Annotated in this window: 19 protein-coding genes and 1 riboswitch; of the genes, 7 read left to right on the top strand and 12 right to left on the bottom strand. The window is 49.4% G+C overall.

Annotation, left to right across the window (positions count from 1 at the left end):
- Nucleotides 1–41: 41 nt before the first annotated feature.
- From OGY18_RS12320 to OGY18_RS12310, 3 genes are read left to right on the top strand one after another with little or no spacing between them, the layout of a single operon-like run.
- Nucleotides 42–1,319, top strand: a complete 1,278-nt coding sequence (locus OGY18_RS12320; RefSeq protein WP_286553176.1) for a nucleoside permease — start codon at nucleotides 42–44, stop codon at nucleotides 1,317–1,319.
- Nucleotides 1,316–2,320 carry an ADP-ribosylglycohydrolase family protein gene (locus OGY18_RS12315; RefSeq protein ID WP_003834426.1) on the top strand — a complete coding sequence of 335 codons (1,005 nt, stop codon included), beginning with the start codon at nucleotides 1,316–1,318 and terminating at the stop codon, nucleotides 2,318–2,320. Before OGY18_RS12320 ends, OGY18_RS12315 begins: the two co-directional genes overlap by 4 nt.
- A complete protein-coding gene (locus OGY18_RS12310; RefSeq protein WP_164562598.1) occupies nucleotides 2,317–3,282 on the top strand; it encodes a PfkB family carbohydrate kinase in 966 nt (321 codons plus the stop codon). Before OGY18_RS12315 ends, OGY18_RS12310 begins: the two co-directional genes overlap by 4 nt.
- Here OGY18_RS12310 and OGY18_RS12305 read toward each other — a convergent pair.
- The 3 genes from OGY18_RS12305 to thiM are packed head-to-tail and all read right to left on the bottom strand — an operon-like array spanning nucleotide 3,256 to nucleotide 5,630.
- Nucleotides 3,256–4,002, bottom strand: coding sequence for a GntR family transcriptional regulator (locus tag OGY18_RS12305; protein WP_125112576.1), 747 nt, complete (start codon nucleotides 4,000–4,002; stop codon nucleotides 3,256–3,258). The two genes, OGY18_RS12310 and OGY18_RS12305, sit on opposite strands and share 27 nt — an antisense overlap.
- 42 nt (nucleotides 4,003–4,044) lie before the next feature.
- Nucleotides 4,045–4,845, bottom strand: coding sequence for a bifunctional hydroxymethylpyrimidine kinase/phosphomethylpyrimidine kinase (gene thiD, locus OGY18_RS12300; protein ID WP_003844369.1), 801 nt, complete (start codon nucleotides 4,843–4,845; stop codon nucleotides 4,045–4,047).
- Complete coding sequence (gene thiM, locus OGY18_RS12295; protein WP_149384343.1) at nucleotides 4,842–5,630, bottom strand: hydroxyethylthiazole kinase; 789 nt, start codon at nucleotides 5,628–5,630, stop codon at nucleotides 4,842–4,844. The genes thiD and thiM overlap by 4 nt, the downstream gene beginning before the upstream one ends.
- A gap of 31 nt (nucleotides 5,631–5,661) precedes the next feature.
- A riboswitch (TPP riboswitch) is annotated at nucleotides 5,662–5,757 on the bottom strand.
- A 234-nt stretch (nucleotides 5,758–5,991) separates the two neighbouring features.
- On the opposite strand from thiM, the gene OGY18_RS12290 reads away from it, so the two are divergent.
- On the top strand, nucleotides 5,992–6,324 hold the full coding sequence (locus tag OGY18_RS12290) for an RcnB family protein (RefSeq protein WP_003834436.1): 333 nt from the start codon (nucleotides 5,992–5,994) through the stop codon (nucleotides 6,322–6,324).
- 51 nt (nucleotides 6,325–6,375) lie between these two features.
- Here the strand turns inward: OGY18_RS12290 and OGY18_RS12285 are convergent, their stop codons facing one another.
- From OGY18_RS12285 to apbC, 6 genes are all read right to left on the bottom strand, one after another.
- Entirely contained in the window at nucleotides 6,376–7,422 is a 1,047-nt protein-coding gene (locus tag OGY18_RS12285; RefSeq protein ID WP_286553173.1) for a fimbrial protein, read from the bottom strand.
- 9 nt (nucleotides 7,423–7,431) lie between these two features.
- The gene (locus tag OGY18_RS12280) at nucleotides 7,432–9,912 is read right to left on the bottom strand and encodes a fimbrial biogenesis outer membrane usher protein (RefSeq protein ID WP_126317699.1); all 2,481 of its coding nucleotides are present in this window, start codon (nucleotides 9,910–9,912) and stop codon (nucleotides 7,432–7,434) included.
- Nucleotides 9,913–9,924: 12 nt separating this feature from the next.
- Nucleotides 9,925–10,608 (bottom strand): fimbria/pilus periplasmic chaperone, encoded by a 684-nt coding sequence (locus tag OGY18_RS12275; RefSeq protein WP_166465292.1) that lies wholly within the window; start codon nucleotides 10,606–10,608, stop codon nucleotides 9,925–9,927.
- Nucleotides 10,609–10,660: 52 nt separating this feature from the next.
- Nucleotides 10,661–11,215 carry a fimbrial protein gene (locus OGY18_RS12270; protein WP_126317698.1) on the bottom strand — a complete coding sequence of 185 codons (555 nt, stop codon included), beginning with the start codon at nucleotides 11,213–11,215 and terminating at the stop codon, nucleotides 10,661–10,663.
- 284 nt (nucleotides 11,216–11,499) lie between these two features.
- Nucleotides 11,500–11,781: a DUF2574 family protein gene (locus OGY18_RS12265; protein WP_286553169.1), complete on the bottom strand. Its 282-nt coding sequence runs from the start codon at nucleotides 11,779–11,781 to the stop codon at nucleotides 11,500–11,502.
- Between the two features lie 265 nt (nucleotides 11,782–12,046).
- Nucleotides 12,047–13,156 (bottom strand): iron-sulfur cluster carrier protein ApbC, encoded by a 1,110-nt coding sequence (gene apbC, locus OGY18_RS12260; RefSeq protein ID WP_003027343.1) that lies wholly within the window; start codon nucleotides 13,154–13,156, stop codon nucleotides 12,047–12,049.
- A 164-nt stretch (nucleotides 13,157–13,320) separates the two neighbouring features.
- Between apbC and metG the strand changes: the two genes are divergently transcribed.
- Both metG and OGY18_RS12250 read left to right on the top strand, forming a co-directional pair.
- Entirely contained in the window at nucleotides 13,321–15,354 is a 2,034-nt protein-coding gene (metG, locus tag OGY18_RS12255; protein ID WP_286553167.1) for a methionine--tRNA ligase, read from the top strand.
- 205 nt (nucleotides 15,355–15,559) lie between these two features.
- Nucleotides 15,560–16,018 (top strand): YehR family lipoprotein, encoded by a 459-nt coding sequence (locus tag OGY18_RS12250; protein ID WP_284969285.1) that lies wholly within the window; start codon nucleotides 15,560–15,562, stop codon nucleotides 16,016–16,018.
- Between the two features lie 43 nt (nucleotides 16,019–16,061).
- On the opposite strand, the gene OGY18_RS12245 is transcribed toward OGY18_RS12250, so the two are convergent.
- The 3 genes from OGY18_RS12245 to OGY18_RS12235 are packed head-to-tail and all read right to left on the bottom strand — an operon-like array spanning nucleotide 16,062 to nucleotide 18,980.
- Nucleotides 16,062–16,532 carry a YehS family protein gene (locus OGY18_RS12245; protein WP_003834454.1) on the bottom strand — a complete coding sequence of 157 codons (471 nt, stop codon included), beginning with the start codon at nucleotides 16,530–16,532 and terminating at the stop codon, nucleotides 16,062–16,064.
- Nucleotides 16,533–16,578: 46 nt separating this feature from the next.
- Nucleotides 16,579–17,298 (bottom strand): two-component system response regulator BtsR, encoded by a 720-nt coding sequence (btsR, locus tag OGY18_RS12240; protein WP_003840155.1) that lies wholly within the window; start codon nucleotides 17,296–17,298, stop codon nucleotides 16,579–16,581.
- Nucleotides 17,295–18,980, bottom strand: coding sequence for a sensor histidine kinase (locus tag OGY18_RS12235; RefSeq protein WP_003834458.1), 1,686 nt, complete (start codon nucleotides 18,978–18,980; stop codon nucleotides 17,295–17,297). Before OGY18_RS12235 ends, btsR begins: the two co-directional genes overlap by 4 nt.
- A gap of 225 nt (nucleotides 18,981–19,205) precedes the next feature.
- Between OGY18_RS12235 and mlrA the strand changes: the two genes are divergently transcribed.
- On the top strand, nucleotides 19,206–19,937 hold the full coding sequence (mlrA, locus tag OGY18_RS12230) for an HTH-type transcriptional regulator MlrA (RefSeq protein ID WP_286553164.1): 732 nt from the start codon (nucleotides 19,206–19,208) through the stop codon (nucleotides 19,935–19,937).
- The last annotated feature ends 45 nt before the right edge of the window (nucleotides 19,938–19,982 follow it).

Below are 19,982 nucleotides of genomic sequence, written 5' to 3'. Positions count from 1 at the left end.
TACTATCAGCGCGTACCTTACCTGTCATGAAGGATTTAAAGATGAAAACTACAGTTAAGCTGTCGTTCATGATGTTTGTAGAGTGGTTTATCTGGGGCGCCTGGTTTGTACCACTGTGGCTGTGGCTGAGTAAAAGTGGCTTTAGTGCCGGAGAGATAGGCTGGTCCTACGCCTGCACCGCCATTGCGGCGATCCTGTCGCCCATTCTGGTCGGTTCAATCACTGATCGTTTTTTCTCCGCGCAAAAAGTACTGGCGGTGTTGATGTTCGTCGGCGCTATTCTGATGTACTTCGCCGCCCAGCAAACCACCTTTAGCGGATTCTTCCCGCTGTTACTGGCCTATTCGTTGACCTATATGCCGACGATTGCGCTGACCAATAGTATTGCTTTTGCCAACGTACCGGATGTTGAACGTGATTTCCCGCGCATCCGCGTGATGGGCACCATTGGCTGGATTGCCTCCGGTTTGGCCTGCGGTTTCTTACCGCAAATGCTTGGCTATAACGACATCTCACCCACCAATATTCCCCTGCTTATCACTGCCGGAAGCTCCGCATTGTTAGGTGTTTTTGCCTTCTTTTTACCGGATACGCCGCCAAAAAGTACCGGCAAAATGGATTTCAAAGTTATGCTGGGTCTGGATGCGCTGATCCTGCTGCGCGATAAGAACTTCCTCGTCTTCTTATTTTGCTCTTTCCTGTTTGCGATGCCACTGGCGTTCTATTACATCTTCGCCAACGGCTATCTGACAGAAGTCGGAATGAAAAACGCCACCGGCTGGATGACGCTGGGCCAGTTCTCTGAAATCTTCTTCATGCTGGCGCTACCGTTTTTCACCAAACGCTTTGGTATTAAAAAGGTGTTGTTGCTTGGTCTTATTACTGCGGCGATCCGCTACGGATTTTTCGTTTACGGCGGTGCGGAAGAATATTTCACTTACGCCCTGCTGTTTCTCGGCATTCTGCTGCACGGCGTCAGTTACGACTTCTATTACGTCACGGCTTACATCTATGTCGATAAAAAAGCGCCGGTCCACATGCGCACCGCAGCGCAAGGGCTTATCACCCTCTGCTGTCAGGGATTCGGCAGCCTGCTCGGGTACCGTCTGGGCGGCGTGATGATGGAAAAAATGTTTGCTTATCAGGAACCGGTTAATGGTCTCACCTTTAACTGGGCTGGCATGTGGGGATTTGGCGCGGTCATGATTGCCATCATTGCCGTGTTGTTCATGATTTTCTTTCGCGAATCAGACAAAGAAATCACCGCCATTAAGGTGGACGATCGCGATATAGCGTTGAAACAAGGGGAAGTAAAATGAAAGCAGAACGTATTCTCGGTGCTCTTTATGGGCAGGCGTTAGGGGATGCGATGGGCATGCCGTCGGAACTGTGGCCAAGAACCCGGGTAAAAGCACACTTCGGTTGGATCGACCGTTTTTTGCCCGGCCCTGCGGAAAATAATGCCGCCTGCTATTTTAACCAGGCGGAGTTCACTGATGACACGTCCATGGCACTGTGTCTGGCAGATGCCCTGCTTGAGTGCGACGGCGAAATTGTGCCTGACGTTATTGGTCGCAATATTCTGGCCTGGGCCGAGCAGTTTGATGCCTTTAATAAAAACGTGCTCGGCCCGACCTCGAAAATTGCGTTAAAAGCCATTCGTGACGGTAAACCGGTCGCCGAACTGGAAAACAACGGCGTGACCAACGGTGCGGCAATGCGCGTTTCCCCGCTGGGATGCCTGCTGCCCGCCCGCGACCTTGATGCCTTTATCGATGATGTGGCACTGGCCTCCAGCCCGACGCATAAATCGGATCTGGCTATCGCGGGTGCTGTTGTCGTCGCGTGGGCGGTATCGCGCGCCATCGACGGAGGGACATGGCCGGAGATTGTCGACGCGCTACCTGCCATTGCCCTGCATGCGCAGCAAAAACGAATCACTACCTTTAGCGCATCGCTTTGTGCACGCCTTGAACTGGCGCTGAAAATCGTGCGTAACGCCGATGGCGTAGAGTCCGCCAGCGAGCAGCTGTATCAGGTTGTGGGTGCAGGAACCAGCACCATTGAGTCCGTGCCTTGCGCCATCGCCATGGTCGAACTGGCGCAGACCGATCCAAACCGCTGCGCCATTCTGTGCGCGAACCTCGGCGGCGATACCGACACCATCGGGGCGATGGCAACCGCCATTTGTGGTGCATTACACGGCGTGAGCGCGATCAACCCGGCATTGAAGCAGGAGTTAGATGCGGTAAACCAGCTGGACTTCACCCGCTACGCCAGTGGGTTAATGCGACTGCGTGAGCAGCGGGAGGCGCTATGAGCAATACGCATCTGCAACAACTTCTCTCGCAGTTACGTACACAGCGGCCAGTAACGGTGGTGGGTGCGGCGGTGATTGATGTCATTGCCGATGCGTATGCCCTCCCCTGGCGCGGCTGTGATATCGAGCTCAAGCAGCAAGGCGTTAACGTTGGCGGCTGCGCACTCAATATCGCCGTCACGCTTAAGCGTTTAGGTATCGATGCCTGCAATGCTCTACCGCTGGGTCAGGGAGTGTGGGCCGACATTATCCGCAACCGGATGGCAAAAGAGGGACTGCACAGCCGGATCGACAATGCCGAAGGCGATAACGGCTGGTGTCTGGCGCTGGTGGAGCCGGATGGCGAGCGTACCTTTATGTCTTTTAGCGGCGTTGAGAATCAGTGGAATGCCGCCTGGCTGGCACAGCTGGATATCCCGCGTCATAGCCTGGTGTATCTTTCGGGTTATCAGCTAGCGTCCCCGTGCGGTGAATTGCTGGTGCAATGGCTGGAAGGTCTGGAAGAGGTGACACCGTTTATCGATTTTGGCCCGCGCATCGGCGACATTCCTGAGCCTTTACTGGCAAGAATTATGGCCTGCCGTCCGCTGGTGTCACTTAATCGTCAGGAGGCGGAAATTGCTGCCGAGCGGTTTGCATTGAGTCAGGATGTGGAAGGTTTTGGCGCAGAATGGGTGCAGCGTTTCACCGCACCGGTGGTCGTGCGTCACGATAAAGACGGCGCATGGTATTTCAGCGCACAGACATCCGGCTGCGTACCAGCATTTGCAACGGCGGTCATTGATACCATTGGCGCAGGTGACAGCCACGCTGGCGGCATGCTGGCTGGGCTGGCGGCTGGCTGGACGCTGGCCGACTCAGTGCTGTTAGGTAACGCGGTGGCGTCCTGGGTAGTTGGGCATCGCGGCGGCGATTGCGCCCCGTCGCGCGAGGAACTACTCCTCGCACACAAAGACGTATAGATCGCTACGACAGTAACTGATGCTGTATTCAATAGGCCGTTGCTGCTGGTCAAGCGCTACCTGCTTGATCACCAGTACCGGCACTTTGCTATCCATTTGAATGTGCGCCTGGAACTCTGCGTCAGGCATTCTGGCGCTAACGCGTGAGCGCGTGCGCTGTGGGAAAATATGCTGGCTACGAAAATAGTCATACAGCGAAACACCGATGGCATCCACATCATGAATTAGGTGTGCGGGTACCCAGGACTCTTCAATAGAAACAGCGTCTTCGTCAACGTAACGAATGCGTTTGAGCAAGAAGACATCACTCCCCACGGCGACAGCCAACTGCTGGGCCACCTCTTCCGGGCAAGGCACAATGCGCTTGTTGACCCACAGCGTATCCGGTTTTTTACCGCGCAACACCACCTGCTGAGAAAAACCGCGCGCTTCTTTAAGCGAATACTCGAAAATATTATTAATTTGCGTTCCATAACCGCGGGCACGTGTTACTACACCTTCTTCTTCCAGGGCTTGCATCGCCTTGCGTACCGTAATCCGAGAAACGCCGGTCAACTGGCTGAGGTCACGCTCTCCGGGCAGGATATTGCCATGCTCCAGGATCCCACTGCGCACAGCATTCTTCACCGTCTGCGCAAATTTCATATACAGCGGCGTGTTATCCGCCGCTGAAATACGTTCATTCAGTTGTGCGATAAGCTGGGTATGCGCTTGTTCCATTTATCTTTTTCCTGGCCGCCGTTTCTGCAGCCAGTATACCCATTACCACCACGCGTGGAAATGATGGACCGGACCGATTCCTTCGCCAACTTCCAGCGTGTCGGCCTGTGCCAGCGCCGCTGAAAGCCACAGTTTGGCTTCCTGTACGGTATCGGCCCAGTTGTTATGGCGCGGACGCAGGGCTGCCAACGCCGCCGATAGCGTACAACCGGTGCCATGGGTATTTTTGGTCATCACCCTTGGTGCGGTAAAACGCTGCTCACCATCGCGAGTAAAGAGCCAGTCGGGGCTTTGTGCATCATCCAGATGACCGCCCTTCATCAACACCGCCTCGCAGCCCAACGCCCGTAGCGCCCTTCCCTGCTCTAACATCTCCTGCTCAGTCTGCGCATGCGATGCCCCAAGCAGTGCAGCAGCTTCGGGTAAATTAGGGGTGATAATCGAAACCTGCGGCAGCAAACGGGTACGCAGCGTCTCTACCGCCGAGGGAGACAGCAACGGATCGCCGCTTTTCGCCAACATCACCGTGTCCAGCACCACATTTTGTACCCGATGGCGACGTAAACGTTCGGCGACAGCTTCGACAATGTCCGTCTCCGCCAACATACCGATCTTAGTCGTATCAATACGCACATCACTCAACACCGAATCCAGCTGCGCGGCGACAAAATCAGGTTCAATACGATACACCGACTGCACCCCGCGCGTATTTTGCGCCACCAACGCCGTGATAACCGAACAGCCGTAAGCGCCCAGCGCCGAGAAGGTTTTTAAATCAGCCTGAATACCCGCGCCACCGCTAGGATCGGTTCCGGCGATCGTTAATGCGTTAATCCGTTTCATGCTTGCTCCTGGGCGTTCAGGTTATAGAGGGCGTCGAGAAATGCCGGGACAAAGCTGCCCGGTCCGTTTGATTGCTCGGTGGCGATTTGCCCGGCCTGTTTCATCCAGCTACAGGCGGAGGCGACGTTATCAAGTCTGTCACCACGTAAAGCGCAACTGGCCGCAACAACCGCTGAAAGAGCGCATCCAGTGCCCACCACGCGAGTCATCAATGGGTCACCGCCGTCAACGCGGACGGTACGCTGACCATCGGTGACGTAATCCACTTCGCCGGTAACCACGACAATGGTCCCAATCTGACGAGCCAGCGCCTGCGCTGCCGGAAGCGCAGCAACAGCCGTATCGGTTGTATCCACGCCGCGTCCACCACCGTTCATGCCGGCCAGAGCAAGTATTTCCGAAGCGTTGCCACGAATAGCAGCAGGCTGTAGTGACAATAATTCCAGGCAGAAGTGACGGCGAAACTCAAGCGCACCTATGGCAACGGGATCGAGCGTCCACGGGGTTTTAGCATGATGAGCCTGCTTAACTGCGGCACGCATCGCCGCGGCCCGTTCCCGAGTTAAGGTGCCGACATTAACCAGCAATGCACTGGCAATAGCGGCGAATTGGCTGGCTTCCTCAGGCTCGATCACCATCGCAGGCGATGCGCCCAGCGCCAGTAATGTATTGGCAGTAAAGCTTTGCACGACCTCATTGGTCATACAGTGTGTGAGCGGGGATAAGGTTCTAAATTGGTGCAAAGTGTGAGCCGCGAGTGCGCGGCTGTGCAGGTCAGGCTGCATGGTTCAGCTCCTGCCCGCGCGAAGAAGGGACACGAGCAGTGTCAGACTTCCCTACGCTGGCATTATCCAGATCAGGTGGTACGGGTATTTCTCAGCCTTCACCAGAAGGGCACCCCGAGTCGTTGAAACACAAACGTAATATGCTGGTTTCAGTAACAGGATACTGCCTGTGCTTAACGATGTAAATTGGCGCACTCCCCACTCCCGCAGTGAAACTACTGGTCAAGGTTGCTGCAATTCTGTACTTTCATTTACACTTTTTACGAAATGACTGGAGTGATCACAAAATAGTGCTTGTCAGACATCCGGTATGCCAGGAATGATACATGACTGATTTTGATGACCCGAAGAGGTAGAGAGGATGGGTATGAAGAATAAAATGTTGCTGGGTGCACTTCTGCTTGCAAGCAGCGTCGTCTGGGCCGCACCTGCTGCAACAGCTGCCCCCACCGGTATCGATAAGTATGAACTGAGCAGCTTTATTGCTGACTTCACCCATTTCAAACCCGGTGACAAGGTTCCACCACTGTATCTCACCGAAGAATACACCATTAAACAGTGGAATCTGCGCAACCTGCCCGCGCCGACGGCAGGCACCCACTGGACCTACATGGGCGGCGCGTATGTGCTGGTCAATGATGCCGATGCAAAGATCATTAAAGCCTACGATGGCGAGATTTTTTATCATCGGTGAAAAAATACGCACTCGCTCTGATGAGGGAGTGCGTAAAATACCATAGCATGATCAATCATAATCGATAACAATTTTTACACGGCTTAGTACCTGCCCGGCTTTAAATATCTTATTTCCATAAGGAGTATATTTATATTTCAGCGGTATAATCGTATTTCTGGCCACGTTTTCTTTTAAATCTCCCCATGCTATCAGATCATAACGGTTATTGCTTAAATTCACTACAGAACCATCTTTTATTAACTCAAAGCCAATATTTCCCGCGCTATCACTATTCGTATATTCATTAGGCAAAACATTACCTACAGCATTATCAGAAACGAATCTGTAATGAACAGATCTTGTGGCATAGGCCACAGTTTGGTCACAATCAATTTTTACTTCGGCATCAGCATCATGCGCAAGCCCTTTACTTACATCTCCGTAACTTATGTTGCTAACTTTAACGGTAGTATCATTAAAAGAACACGTGGTTGGAGTGTAATTAAACTTAACTCTTATATTTTGTTTTAAATTATAAGAATTCGATCCAGGACTTTCATTAAAACGCACATGATCTTTAAGAGTCACTGTATCCCCTATGTTTTTTGTTTCAGATGAAACAGGTTTATTTTTCGTTAATCTGTATTTAATTGCATAGGTTACCTTAGAATTAAGATCATCTCTTGGGAAATTAAAATAATAACGAGCAAAACCATAAAGACTATTCTCAACGCTATAAGAACCGAGTAAACTATTAACAGACAGCTGAACTTCAACATATACACCATCATTATTTCCAGTTGTTAATATCTGATAGTATTCAGAGGTGCCAGATTCTTGACTTCTGGCTGTTAACTTATAAAGTGAGCCTGGGTTAGACATTCCAAAATCACAATGATAGGTACTATTTCCTCCCGTAAAATTAAGAGGAATGTCTTCTGTTGATTGAAATGAATTAAGAGAGGCATCATTCAAATCCAACTCAATCACGTCACTTTCAGCTGTTGCACCAGTAGTACTTGGATTAAAATCCAAAAATTTAAATGAAACCGGAAAACAATTGCAGAATACTGAACTTGACATCATAACCAAAATTAATCCCAGGATAAATCTCATATCTCCTCCTCACCGACAAATATAAACTTTACTTTCATCAATCGTTTTGCCGAAGGTGATTGAGCATGAAAGTCCCTGTTGTTTATCGACCGCTACTTTTATTTCCGGCGGTACTTCATTGGTGCGAATAAAAAGCTGGCTTCCCTGGCCTACCACCCCAATATTGTGTCCATGAATATCCTCTACTTCGTAACCAAACGTCAGCGGTGAACCATCAGGGCGCTGCGCCCGGATATACCAGGGTTTGCGTTGGTCGGTATCAAACCTTGTCAGCACTACCGCTCCGCGGTACGGGGCGGCGCTGCGGCGGTTGCCTTGCAGGTCGGTTTCACTATTGGTGTTAGACACATCCAGCGTCAGGTGGTTTTCACGAAACGGCGTTAAACCGTCGTAGACCACCACACCATTACGGTTGGTCGTACGGTATTTTTGCCCATTTACATAAGCCCCTTCCAGACCCGGTGCATGCATTACAGCAAACGTTTCTGATAATCGATTGGCTAAATTCACACCACCAGACCAGGCCACAAGGCCACCCGAAATGCTGCCGCCAGCTTGCGTATATTTAGACGACTGGCTGTAGCTGCCGTTAAGCGTAGCAACTGGCGCATTCCACGTCAGATTGCCGCCCGCTGTTGTCTCGCTGTCCTGCCGTTGATGACTGAGATTCACCCCATAGTTAAACTGATCGCGACTGCCTGCAGTACCGGAAAGCCCGGTATTGTTAGACGCAAAACCATCATCATCAAAAGTCGTTGAGTTAGACACATACAAATGTCTGCGCGGAGCGCTAATATCATCTCCCCAGTCAAACGGAATGGAGATAAAGATGTTAAAACGTTTATCTTCGTGATGATCTTCATCGTAAGTCTGACTAGCTGAAAAGGTATAGCTAATCCGTTGCCAGCTATTGGAATAACTCAGTTGATAATCTTTGCTGCTACCGCTACGCCCCCAGTAATCTCGCCACAGCGTACTGAGCGAGAATGAACCCCAGCCTTGCGGCAGAGACTGGCTGACGTTGGCCGAAAAACTGTTCTTACGACCAAAATCATTCTGATAATAATCTGCAATGTCATACACATCGTTTTCATCACGACGGTAGCTATTTTTGTTATTGGCCCAGACATGATCGTTAAACGTGCGATAGTCTTTTGAAGAGTAGCGATACGCCGCTAAGCCAAAACGGGTGGCGGTTTGCGTCAAATACTTGTTGTAGGCAATCTGGTAGCTCTGCCCGTCAAACACATCACCGCTATCCTGCTTACTGTGGGACTGTGTTGCATCAACGGAAATCGCGCCAATACGCGTATTCCAGCCGGTACCCAACGTAAACGCATTGTAGTTATCCGCCAGCATGGTACCGCCGTACAGCGTTAACAGATTATTCAGCCCGTACTGATAGCTCATCTGTGCAAAGTCGGTCTGGTTACTGGCGCCTTCGATATGGCTACGCCCGGCGGCAAAATCATATTTTGAGACACCCGGCTGCAACATATTGGGCACCGCAGCATAGGGCACCAGATAGGTTGTTACCGATCCGTCCGCCTCTTTGATACTGACGTCAAGATCCGCACCGCCACCAGCCAACTGCAAATCAGCAATTGAGAACGGGCCAGGCGGAACCTCTTTCTGGTAAACCACAAAGCCGTTCTGCTCGATGGTGACCAACGCATTGCTTTGCGCAATCCCCTGAACCAGCGGCGTAAAATTCTGCTTTGAGTTTGGCAGCATCTGCATATCGCGATACAACCGTACGCCACGAAAGCGCACAGCATCAAAAATATCTGATGAGGTATACATATCCCCGGCACGCAGAGTGCCCAAAATTTGCGGGATGCCGCGTTCCAGATACAGGGTGTTGCTTTTCCACTCCCCGCTGCTGTCATCGGTTTTGTTATAGCTGGCATCAGAATGCAGCTGCCAGCCCAGCAGGTTTAACCCACTGGTAAAACGCGCATAGGTACTTTTGCTGTTACCAGAATCCTTATAGTCGCTGTAATACTGACTGGCATAATAGGAAGTATAGAAAGCATTGATGCCACGATCCCAATTCTCAGGAGGAACATACCCTTGCTCAAGTTCATCGACAAACGCCTGCGGAACGCTGAGATCCAGACGAAACGTGCCGATATTCCAGGCATAACTGCCCCCTTGCACCACCTGCTTTAGGGTTGGGCATTCATTCTGCTTGTCCAATGCTTGTATATTTATCCCCAGACGCGTTAATGCATCGCGGGATAGACAGGTGTCATCCGGATTATCCTTAACAGTAATATCATACTTACCACGCCACTGTTTATTGACGTAGATGTCAATATCATATTGGCCTGGCAGAGGTTGATTATCATCGAGGCGAAAATCAGAAACTTTCTCACCCTTCATTCCACCCATCATAAAATTTGTATCAAACGTTTCTTCTGCGGCATGGGCATCAATGCCAAGTAGCAACAGTAATACCGCCGAAGCAATCGGAGTCATCCTTAACATAACCAGCTCCTGTTATTTTAGGCTGACGTTATGGCTAATATAATTACCGTGATCGTCAATAATAGTCATTTTATACTGATTGGCATTAGCACTTTTTAATGCCACGTCTGTGCTGGAGAGCGGTGCAAGCATAATACTTTCGTTATTAATTTTAACATTATTAGCTTTTACTTCCGTCACCGTGACCCAGTTAGCGGCATCATTCTTAATGGAATAAATACTACCGCTACGTTTCATGGAAAGTTTCTGAAATGTACCTCTATTAACTGGGGCAATTCCTTTAGGCCGATAGAATAATTTAATGCGATTCTGCATTGCAAATTTCAATACATTTTTACCAGTACTGTCTGGATTGTTTGGTGGAATATCCAGTACATTAAGATAAAACAAACTTTCTTTATTATTTGGCAACATATTCGGCATTTTTTTAATTTTCAACTGCTGGCCAGAGTCCGCTGCTATCTTAGCCACTGGAGGAGTAAGCATAAATGGTACGTGAATTTTTTCCGGTGGTAACGATGTATATCCATCATCAATCCATGACTGTACCAGTGAAGACCGCACCCCCTGATTCATCAATTGAACCAATACTTCTTTTTTTTCTGCCGGGTAGATAACGCGAGTGCCATAAATCACTATACCAGCATGGACGGGGTGCGTAGATGCAATTAATAAAGCCGTTAGAATCCATTTCATTTCGCGTTCGTCCTTTTTAATAAATTGCCGGTGAAGACACCGGCATAGAAATTTAGTCTGCAGAAACGGAAATGGTTAAAACCGAAGACAATGTCCCTGCGGTTACCGGGATATCAGAATTAAGACGAGCATATTTTGCTTTGAAATCCAGAGTATACTCAATTCCATCATTGGTTTCTTTTGCTGTAAGCTCATTTTTTAGATTACTCTCTTCAGCATCTGTAATTTGCTTATCACCCAATGCTAAATTAAAACCAACACCGTTTGCATCACCAGACGTTTTATTCAGAACTCCGGATGTAAATTGTGCACCAGTAATTCTTACAGTATTTAATTCTGTACCTACTGGACACACAATAACCATTGGTGTTGAATCATCATCCCTCTTTTCGTCACCTACGGTAGCACCAGTAGACAAACCAGAAAAACGTGAAGCATCAATATTTGGCAGTGTAATAGTGCTTTTCGCATCGCTATTTTTAAAATAACAGGAACTATTTTCCACCGTACCATTGATGGTTAACGTGCCAATTTCATTGGCAGCAAAAGCCCCAGCGCTCATAAATACAGCAGACAGTACAGCAACAGAAATAATTGAACGTTTCATAATATCTTCCTTAATAAAATAATTTCTATTTGTTAAGAGGGTTAACTCTTGGATTTAAATTCGCACAACAAAAACGTTATCGCAATGTGAACGCGTTGTTTTGTTGATTTAAAACAAGTTACGAATTGCAATATAATTGCAACAAATAAGTGAAGATAAACACTATTTATACATTTAATAAATTAGCGTTATTAATTGTTGATTTTTATTTGTGATGATAATAAAAAAGCACTCATCATTCATATAAATGATGAGTGCTTAATATTAACGCTGAGATTCTTAGTCTAGTCGTAACGATTTAACACTATTTGCCGCAAAGAATCTCCAGGCACAGAAACGACCTCGGTCACGACACCCTTCGCCGGAACAGGATCCACATGACTGACATTTGAAAGATGAAGAGATTGACCACATTTCTGTTGAATGTTGTTATTCACGACGTCAGCACTACAGGTTGGTTCAACGACTCGCCCACTGATTGTTAAGGTCGCAGTATCGGAAGCGAAGGTAGGGGCGCTCATTCCATAAGTCAGAGCTATAATTCCCATCAGTAAACTTTTTTTCATTTTAATCGTTATTCCTGTGGTTAGCATCAAATAGCATACAGAGGACCTGTTCAGCAGATTATGGGCATAACACCCTATTTGAACCAATTGAAATTGTAGATTAATGAGATAGATTTGATCAATTATAATGATGCATCGAGGTGATTTATTCGGAAAAAGGCATGAATTATAAACGCAGAATGAACAATATCGTAAGATTTTTAAATTTAATATATTCACCGCATCAATAATACATTGATACGGTGAATATCTGTAATGCTATAAATTACACCGCGCGGAAGGCAATCTCGCCCGGAATAACTTCTCCTTGCCAGTAGAGCTGTGCAGCCACTCGTCCTGCCAGGTCGCGGTAAATAGCAGTAAATTCGCTGTCAGGGCGGCTGATCACCGTCGGCGTACCACGATCGAGGTCCTCACGCAGAGAAATATGCAGCGGCATCTGTCCCAGCAGTTGGGTGTGATACTGCTCGGCCAGCTTCTGCGCCCCACCGGTACCGAAGATCGGTTCATGGTGACCGCAGTTGCTGCAAATATGCATACTCATATTCTCAACAATACCCAGTACCGGCACTTCGACTTTTTCGAACATCACGATGCCCTTTTTCGCATCGATCAGCGCGATGTCCTGCGGCGTAGTGACAACAACCGCGCCCGTTACCGGAATGTTCTGCGCCAGCGTCAGCTGGATGTCACCGGTGCCCGGCGGCATATCCAGTACCAGATAATCAAGATCCGGCCATAAGGTTTCCTGCAACATCTGCAGCAGCGCTTTACTGGCCATCGGGCCGCGCCATACCATTGCGTTATCGTCAGTGACCAGATAACCAATGGAATTCGTTGCCAGACCATGAGACATGATCGGTGCCATGTGGGTACCATCTGGCGAGGTTGGACGCTGGTTTTCCGCGCCAAGCATTGTCGGGATAGACGGACCATAAATATCGGCGTCCAGAATCCCCACCTTCGCCCCTTCTGCAGCCAGCGCCAGCGCCAGGTTCACGGCGGTAGAGGATTTACCCACACCACCCTTACCTGAACTGACGGCGATGATGTTTTTCACACCATTAATACCCGGCTGGTTTTTCACGCGTTTCAGCGTCGCGATGTTATGCGACAGTTTCCAGTCGATCGCTTTCGCACCGGTAATACGCAGCAGATCGGCGCTACATTGCTCTTTTAAGTCCTCAAACGCGCTATGCCAGACAAACGGCATGACCAGCTCAACGTGCAACGTGTCATCCATCCAGGCGACGTGGTGCAACGCTTTAAGCGTCGTCAGATTATGCTTCAGGGTTGAATGCTGAAAATTCGCCAGCGTCCCGGCAACCATGGCGCGCAGGGTCTCTGGTGATTTGGCCTGGGATTGTGCGTTCATCCCGACTCCTTTTTGTTGTTCTGAATATACAATAGTCACCAGGTAGTTTACTCCAACCGCAACAATTATTCATTTACGGATAAATGCCCTTATCGCTTGGCGCAGTAATTACCATTTTGGTACTATCAAAGCCCTTTTCACTACAAAAGAAGTAATTGCCCACTATGACTCAAGTCGCGAAGAAAATTCTGGTAACGTGCGCGCTGCCGTACGCCAACGGCTCAATCCACCTCGGCCATATGCTGGAGCACATCCAGGCTGATGTCTGGGTCCGTTACCAGCGAATGCGCGGCCACCAGGTTAACTTCATCTGCGCGGACGACGCACACGGTACGCCAATCATGCTGAAAGCACAGCAGCTTGGGATCACGCCAGAGCAGATGATCGGTGAAATGAGTCAGGAGCATCAGACTGATTTTGCAGGTTTTGACATCAGCTATGACAACTACCACTCGACGCACAGCGAAGAGAACCGTGAGCTGTCTGAACTGATTTATACGCGCCTGAAGGAGAACGGTTTTATTAAGAACCGTACAATCTCCCAGCTTTACGATCCGGAAAAAGGCATGTTCTTGCCGGACCGTTTCGTTAAAGGCACCTGCCCGAAATGTAAGTCTCCGGATCAGTACGGCGATAACTGTGAAGTCTGCGGCGCAACCTACAGCCCGACCGAACTTATCGAGCCGAAATCCGTCGTGTCTGGCGCAACGCCGGTGATGCGTGACTCCGAACACTTCTTCTTTGATCTGCCGTCATTCAGCGAAATGCTACAGGCGTGGACACGCAGCGGCGCGTTACAGGAGCAGGTCGCCAACAAAATGCAGGAATGGTTCGAATCCGGCCTGCAACAGTGGGATATCTCTCGCGATTCCCCTTACTTCGGTTTTGAAATCCCGAATGCGCCTGGCAAGTACTTCTATGTCTGGCTGGACGCGCCAATTGGCTATATGGGTTCATTCAAAAACCTGTGCGATAAGCGCGGTGACACCACCAGTTTTGACGAATACTGGAAGAAAGATTCCGACGCCGAGCTATATCACTTCATCGGTAAAGATATCGTTTACTTCCACAGCCTGTTCTGGCCTGCCATGCTGGAAGGCAGCAACTTCCGTAAGCCGACCAACCTGTTTGTACACGGTTATGTGACGGTGAACGGCGCGAAGATGTCCAAATCTCGCGGCACCTTCATTAAGGCCAGCACCTGGCTGAAGCACTTCGATGCCGACAGCCTGCGCTACTACTACACCGCGAAGCTTTCTTCACGTATTGATGACATCGACCTAAACCTGGAAGACTTTGTCCAGCGCGTTAACGCCGATATCGTCAACAAAGTAGTCAACCTGGCATCCCGTAACGCCGGCTTTATTGCTAAGCGTTTTGACGGCGTTCTGGCGGCTGAGCTGGCCGACCCGGCGCTGTATAAAACCTTCACCGACGCCGCAGCGGTGATTGGCGAAGCATGGGAAAGCCGCGAATTTGGTAAAGCGATCCGTGAAATCATGGCGCTGGCCGACGTGGCAAACCGCTACGTTGACGAACAGGCACCGTGGGTCGTGGCTAAACAGGAAGGCCGCGATGCCGACCTGCAGGCGATCTGCTCTATGGGTATCAACCTGTTCCGCGTGCTGATGACCTACCTGAAACCGGTTCTGCCAACGCTTGCTGAACGTGTTGAAGCTTTCCTGAACAGCGAACTGAGCTGGGATGCCATTGAGCAGCCACTGCTCGGCCACAAGGTCAACACCTTTAAAGCGCTCTACAATCGTATCGACATGAAACAAGTTGAAGCGCTGGTTGAAGCGTCGAAAGAAGAAGTGAAAGCAGCAGTTGCACCGGTTACCGGCCCGCTGGCTGATGACCCGATTCAGGAAACCATCACCTTTGACGATTTCGCCAAAGTTGACCTGCGCGTAGCGCTGATTGAAAACGCCGAGTTCGTGGAAGGTTCCGACAAACTGCTGCGTCTGACGCTGGATCTCGGTGGTGAGAAACGTAACGTCTTCTCTGGTATTCGTTCTGCGTATCCAGATCCGAAGGTCCTGATTGGCCGCCAGACCATTATGGTTGCCAACCTGGCTCCTCGTAAGATGCGCTTCGGCATTTCCGAAGGGATGGTGATGGCCGCAGGTCCTGGCGGGAAAGATATCTTCCTGTTAAGCCCGGATGAAGGTGCAAAACCAGGCCAACAGGTGAAGTAAATCAAACATCTCAAGCGCTGCAACTGCAGCGCTTTTTTTTGCTACGCAAGTGCTTCCTCTAATCTCAACCCCTGCTCCATTTTCGGACTGCTTCGTTGTTAATATTAGATTTATTCTATACTGCTCTGGTATCAAGGTAGTCTGAGCTCACCAGATTCGTGGACGTTATTATTTAACATCCGATATTCATGAAATGGAGTTTTACATGAAAGCGTTACAAAAATTATTTTCTCTCGCCGTGGCATCGATTGTGGTTTTTTCCCTGGCGGGATGTGGTGATGAAGAAGAGACAAAAACATTCAATGCCAACCTTAATGGTTCTGATATCACCGTCTCTTACACCTATAAAGGTGATAAAGTCCTGAAGCAAATCTCCGAAAGTAAAATTAGCTATGCGTCAGTCGGTGCCAGCAATAAAGAGGAGGCAGCAAAAGTATTCGACGCATTAAGCGCCAAATATCAAAACATTACTGGCATAGAAGAAAAACTCACCTATTCAGATACCTACGCGCAAGAAAATGTCACTATCGATATGGAAAAAGTTGATATAAAAGCGTTGCAGGCTATTTCAGGGATGAAGCTATCTGAAAACGCCGATAAAAACATCAGCATGAAGCAAATGCAAACGGTAATGGAATCGGCGGGTTTTAAAGAAGTGAAGTAAACCATCGGCGACCCGATGTTAATCGGCGTCGCCCATTTTTTCTTTATGGCTTCGCGTTATGTACCCGTGATGTCAAACCACGCAGAAAATAACGCAGGAACTGATCGCCGCATTCGCGATAGTTCTTATGATCAGGTGCACGCATCATGGCGGTAATTTCCGGCATCGACACACGGAATTTCTGCTCGGTCATAATAGCCAGAATATCGTCGGTTTTCAGCGAAAAAGCGATACGCAGCTTTTTCAGCACCGTATTGTTATTAACACGACGCTCCAGCGCCAGTTCCGGTGCAGAATCATCTTTACCACGCAGATGATAAATCAGGCCGTTTAAAAAACCGGAGAGAATGATATCCGGGCAACGAACAAACCCTGCCTCATCTTCTTTTGTCATCCAGGTATCGAAACCTGCGGAGGTGGATTCCATGTCAGCGAGCGCAAGAATACGCACCATGTCGTTATTGTTCGCTTTTAGGGTGTAGCGCAGGCTACGAAGAATATCGTTACTTAGCATAGAGCCTTCAACTGTCGGTGATGCAATGGCGCGCAGTGTATCAGTTTTACAGTCCAATCGCCTCTTTTAGACTTTTAAGATAACGACGACTCACCGGAACGGTCAGTCCATTACGCAAAATCAGTTCCGCCTGACCGTTGTCTTCCAGACGGATCTCCTGCAATTGCGCCATATTCACCAGATATTGCCGATGACAACGCAGCAGAGGAGTACGGCTCTCCAGCGTCCTGAGCGTCAACTCAGTGAAGCCTTCTTTACCATCGCTGCTCGTCACATACACACCACTCATGCGACTGCTGATAAACGCCACATCATCCATTTGCAGCAAATAAATCCGACTATGGCCGCTGCACGGAATAAACTTCAGTGCCTGCTGATTTTCTGGTAGCAGTGATACATCCTGCTTGGTGCGCTCCTGACGCAAACGGATCAGCGTTTTTTCCAGCCGTGCTTCTTCAATCGGCTTGAGCAGATAATCAAACGCATGTTCTTCGAAGGCTTTCACCGCATACTCATCAAAGGCGGTCAGAAAAACAATGTATGGACGATGCTCAGGATCAAGCATACCAACCATTTCCAGGCCGCTGATTCGCGGCATCTGAATATCAAGGAACAGAACATCCGGACGCAATTTATGCACCGCGCCAATGGCTTCCACCGCATTCGAACATTCACCGACAATCTCGATGTCGCTTTGCTCTTGCAACAGGATCCGCAGATTCTCCCGGGCTAACGGTTCGTCATCGACAATCAGCACTTTGATCATGCCAGTTCCTCCAGAGGAAGTCGTAAAGTGATTCGGGTAAAGCGGTCAGGTTCACACGCTACGCTGATGCCAAAATCATCGCCAAACCTCTCGCGCAGTCGTTTATCGACCAGATTCATACCCAGTCCACTGGCTTCTGAGGTTGGCTGATACAGCCCAGCATTGTCTTCAATATCCAGCATCAGATATTGCCCTTCGCGACGGGCGGTAATCGATACTTCACCGGTATCCAGTAACTGAGAAGTGCCGTGTTTGATGGCATTCTCCACGATGGGCTGCAGAGTAAAGGCGGGTAATTGCTGATGCGAAAGTTCTTCTGGCACCGTCAAGGTCACCTGAAGACGCGACTGGAATCGTGCCTTTTCAATTTGCAGATAAGCATTAACGTGTTCAATTTCATCGGCCAGCGTCACAATTTCCGACGGGCGTTTTAAATTTTTACGAAAGAACGTCGACAGATACTGCACCAGTTGGCTGGCCTGCTCGCTATCGCGTCGGATCACAGCTTTGATGGTGTTAAGTGCATTAAACAGAAAATGGGGATTGACCTGGGCGTGCAGGAGTTTTATTTCCGACTGCGTGAGCATCGCTTTTTGCCGCTCATACTGCCCGGCCAGAATCTGTGCCGAAAGCAGTTGGGCGATCCCTTCCCCCAACGTACGGTTGATCGAACTAAAGAGGCGGTTTTTGGCTTCATACAGTTTGATGGTCCCCATTACCCGCTGGTTTTCACCTCGCAGAGGGATCACCAGCGTCGAGCCTAATTTGCATTGCGGGTGCAAAGAGCAACGGTAAGGAACTTCATTCCCATCGGCATACACCACCTCTCCGGTTTCAATCGCGCGTTGGGTATATGACGATGAAATAGGTTTTCCGGGTAGATGGTGATCGTCACCAATACCGGTAAATGCCAGCAGTTTCTCACGATCGGTAATCGCCACCGCACCGATATCCAGCTCTTCATACAGCACCTGAGCAACCTTCATGCTGTTAACCTCGTTGAACCCCTGGCGTAAAATACCTTCCGTTGAGGCGGCAACTTTGAGTGCTGTGGCGGAAAAAGCGGAGGTATATTTTTCAAACATCGCCCGTTTATCGAGCAAAATACGCATAAACAAGGCGGCGCCCACGGTATTGGTTACCATCATAGGTGCGGCAATATTGCTGACCAACCGAAACGCATCGTCAAACGGACGGGCAATTAATAAGATGATCAGCATCTGCACCAGTTCGGCGACAAAGGTAATCGCCCCCGCAGTCAGCGGACTAAAGACTTTATCGGTACGACCACGACGGGTGAGCACGCTGTGCACCAGCCCGCCGAGCAACCCTTCCACAATGGTCGAGATCATGCAGCTAAGCGCTGTCATCCCACCCATAGAATAACGATGCAAACCGCCGGTAAGACCAACTAAGCCACCGACCACAGGGCCGCCAAGCAGCCCGCCCATCACCGCGCCAATAGCGCGAGTGTTAGCAATAGAGTCATCGATATGCAGCCCGAAATAGGTGCCTAAAATGCAGAAAATGGAAAAAGTAACATAGCAAAGCAGTTTATGCGGGAGTCGGATAGTCACCTGCATCAGCGGGATAAACAAACGCGTTTTGCTCATGAGCCACGCGATAACGAGGAACACACACATCTGCTGAAGCAGCAGCAACACCAGATTAAACTCGTACATACCCGCCAACCACACATCACTTAAAAGCGCGTAACATACATGGGCTGCGTGTAACTTTCTTTGAAGTGTTGCAAAAAAAGACGAATTTGTGAGAACGATCACTCGAAAGCGCGAGCATGGTTACAAACTCACCCATTCATAGATCAAAAAACAGACAAAACTACCTGGTTCGCAAAAGAGCGTCTAAAGTAAAACTGGGACCTCGCGAGCAAGAGTGAGACGACGATGGCGCTTTACACAATAGGTGAAGTGGCTTTGCTTTGTGATATCAACCCTGTCACTTTACGCGCGTGGCAGAGGCGTTACGGATTACTTAAACCGCAGCGGACAGACGGCGGGCATCGCCTGTTTAACGATGCGGATATTGACCGGAGCCGCGAGATAAAACGCTGGATAAACAACGGTGTCCAGGTAAGTAAGGTTAAAATGTTGCTCAGCAATGAGAGCATTGATGTGCATAACGGTTGGCGTGAACAACAAGAGACGCTGTTGAGCTATTTGCAAAGTAATAATCTGCATAGCCTCAGACTATGGATCAAAGAGCGTGGCCAGGATTATCCCGCACAAACGCTCAACACCCATTTGTTCATTCCGTTACGCCGACGTCTGCAATGCCAACAGCCGATCCTGCAGGCGTTACTGGGGATCCTCGACGGCGTACTGATCAACTACATCGCGATTTGTCTGGCCTCAGCACGTAAGAAACAGGGGAAAGATGCTCTGGTGGTTGGCTGGAACATTCAGGATACGACCCGCTTATGGCTGGAAGGTTGGGTCGCCAGCCAGCAGGGATGGCGCATTGACGTCCTTGCCCATTCGCTGAACCAACTGCGACCGGAGCTGTTTGAAGGTCGCACCTTGCTTGTCTGGTGCGGCGAAAACCAAACACCCGCTCAGCAGCAACAGCTGAATGAATGGCGCGCGTTAGGTCACGATATTTATCCACTCGGTATTTAGAGCCTGGCCCATTAGGGCTATTTTGCTTGCCATTTCGAACCAGGG

The organism is Citrobacter sp. Cpo142 (assembly GCF_030332425.1).
Lineage (GTDB): Bacteria > Pseudomonadota > Gammaproteobacteria > Enterobacterales > Enterobacteriaceae > Citrobacter > Citrobacter portucalensis.
The sequence above is the reverse complement of the archived record's forward strand: the minus strand, read 5'-3'. Positions and strand labels throughout refer to the sequence as shown.

Bases quoted from the DNA above. Each gene is read 5' to 3' on its own strand.
- OGY18_RS12320 (WP_286553176.1), top strand. From the start codon at position 42: ATGAAAACTACAGTTAAGCTGTCGTTCATGATGTTTGTAGAGTGGTTT.
- OGY18_RS12315 (WP_003834426.1), top strand. From the start codon at position 1,316: ATGAAAGCAGAACGTATTCTCGGTGCTCTTTATGGGCAGGCGTTAGGG.
- OGY18_RS12310 (WP_164562598.1), top strand. From the start codon at position 2,317: ATGAGCAATACGCATCTGCAACAACTTCTCTCGCAGTTACGTACACAG.
- OGY18_RS12305 (WP_125112576.1), bottom strand. From the start codon at position 4,002: ATGGAACAAGCGCATACCCAGCTTATCGCACAACTGAATGAACGTATT.
- thiD (WP_003844369.1), bottom strand. From the start codon at position 4,845: ATGAAACGGATTAACGCATTAACGATCGCCGGAACCGATCCTAGCGGT.
- thiM (WP_149384343.1), bottom strand. From the start codon at position 5,630: ATGCAGCCTGACCTGCACAGCCGCGCACTCGCGGCTCACACTTTGCAC.
- OGY18_RS12290 (WP_003834436.1), top strand. From the start codon at position 5,992: ATGGGTATGAAGAATAAAATGTTGCTGGGTGCACTTCTGCTTGCAAGC.
- OGY18_RS12285 (WP_286553173.1), bottom strand. From the start codon at position 7,422: ATGAGATTTATCCTGGGATTAATTTTGGTTATGATGTCAAGTTCAGTA.
- OGY18_RS12280 (WP_126317699.1), bottom strand. From the start codon at position 9,912: ATGTTAAGGATGACTCCGATTGCTTCGGCGGTATTACTGTTGCTACTT.
- OGY18_RS12275 (WP_166465292.1), bottom strand. From the start codon at position 10,608: ATGAAATGGATTCTAACGGCTTTATTAATTGCATCTACGCACCCCGTC.
- OGY18_RS12270 (WP_126317698.1), bottom strand. From the start codon at position 11,215: ATGAAACGTTCAATTATTTCTGTTGCTGTACTGTCTGCTGTATTTATG.
- OGY18_RS12265 (WP_286553169.1), bottom strand. From the start codon at position 11,781: ATGAAAAAAAGTTTACTGATGGGAATTATAGCTCTGACTTATGGAATG.
- apbC (WP_003027343.1), bottom strand. From the start codon at position 13,156: ATGAACGCACAATCCCAGGCCAAATCACCAGAGACCCTGCGCGCCATG.
- metG (WP_286553167.1), top strand. From the start codon at position 13,321: ATGACTCAAGTCGCGAAGAAAATTCTGGTAACGTGCGCGCTGCCGTAC.
- OGY18_RS12250 (WP_284969285.1), top strand. From the start codon at position 15,560: ATGAAAGCGTTACAAAAATTATTTTCTCTCGCCGTGGCATCGATTGTG.
- OGY18_RS12245 (WP_003834454.1), bottom strand. From the start codon at position 16,532: ATGCTAAGTAACGATATTCTTCGTAGCCTGCGCTACACCCTAAAAGCG.
- btsR (WP_003840155.1), bottom strand. From the start codon at position 17,298: ATGATCAAAGTGCTGATTGTCGATGACGAACCGTTAGCCCGGGAGAAT.
- OGY18_RS12235 (WP_003834458.1), bottom strand. From the start codon at position 18,980: ATGTACGAGTTTAATCTGGTGTTGCTGCTGCTTCAGCAGATGTGTGTG.
- mlrA (WP_286553164.1), top strand. From the start codon at position 19,206: ATGGCGCTTTACACAATAGGTGAAGTGGCTTTGCTTTGTGATATCAAC.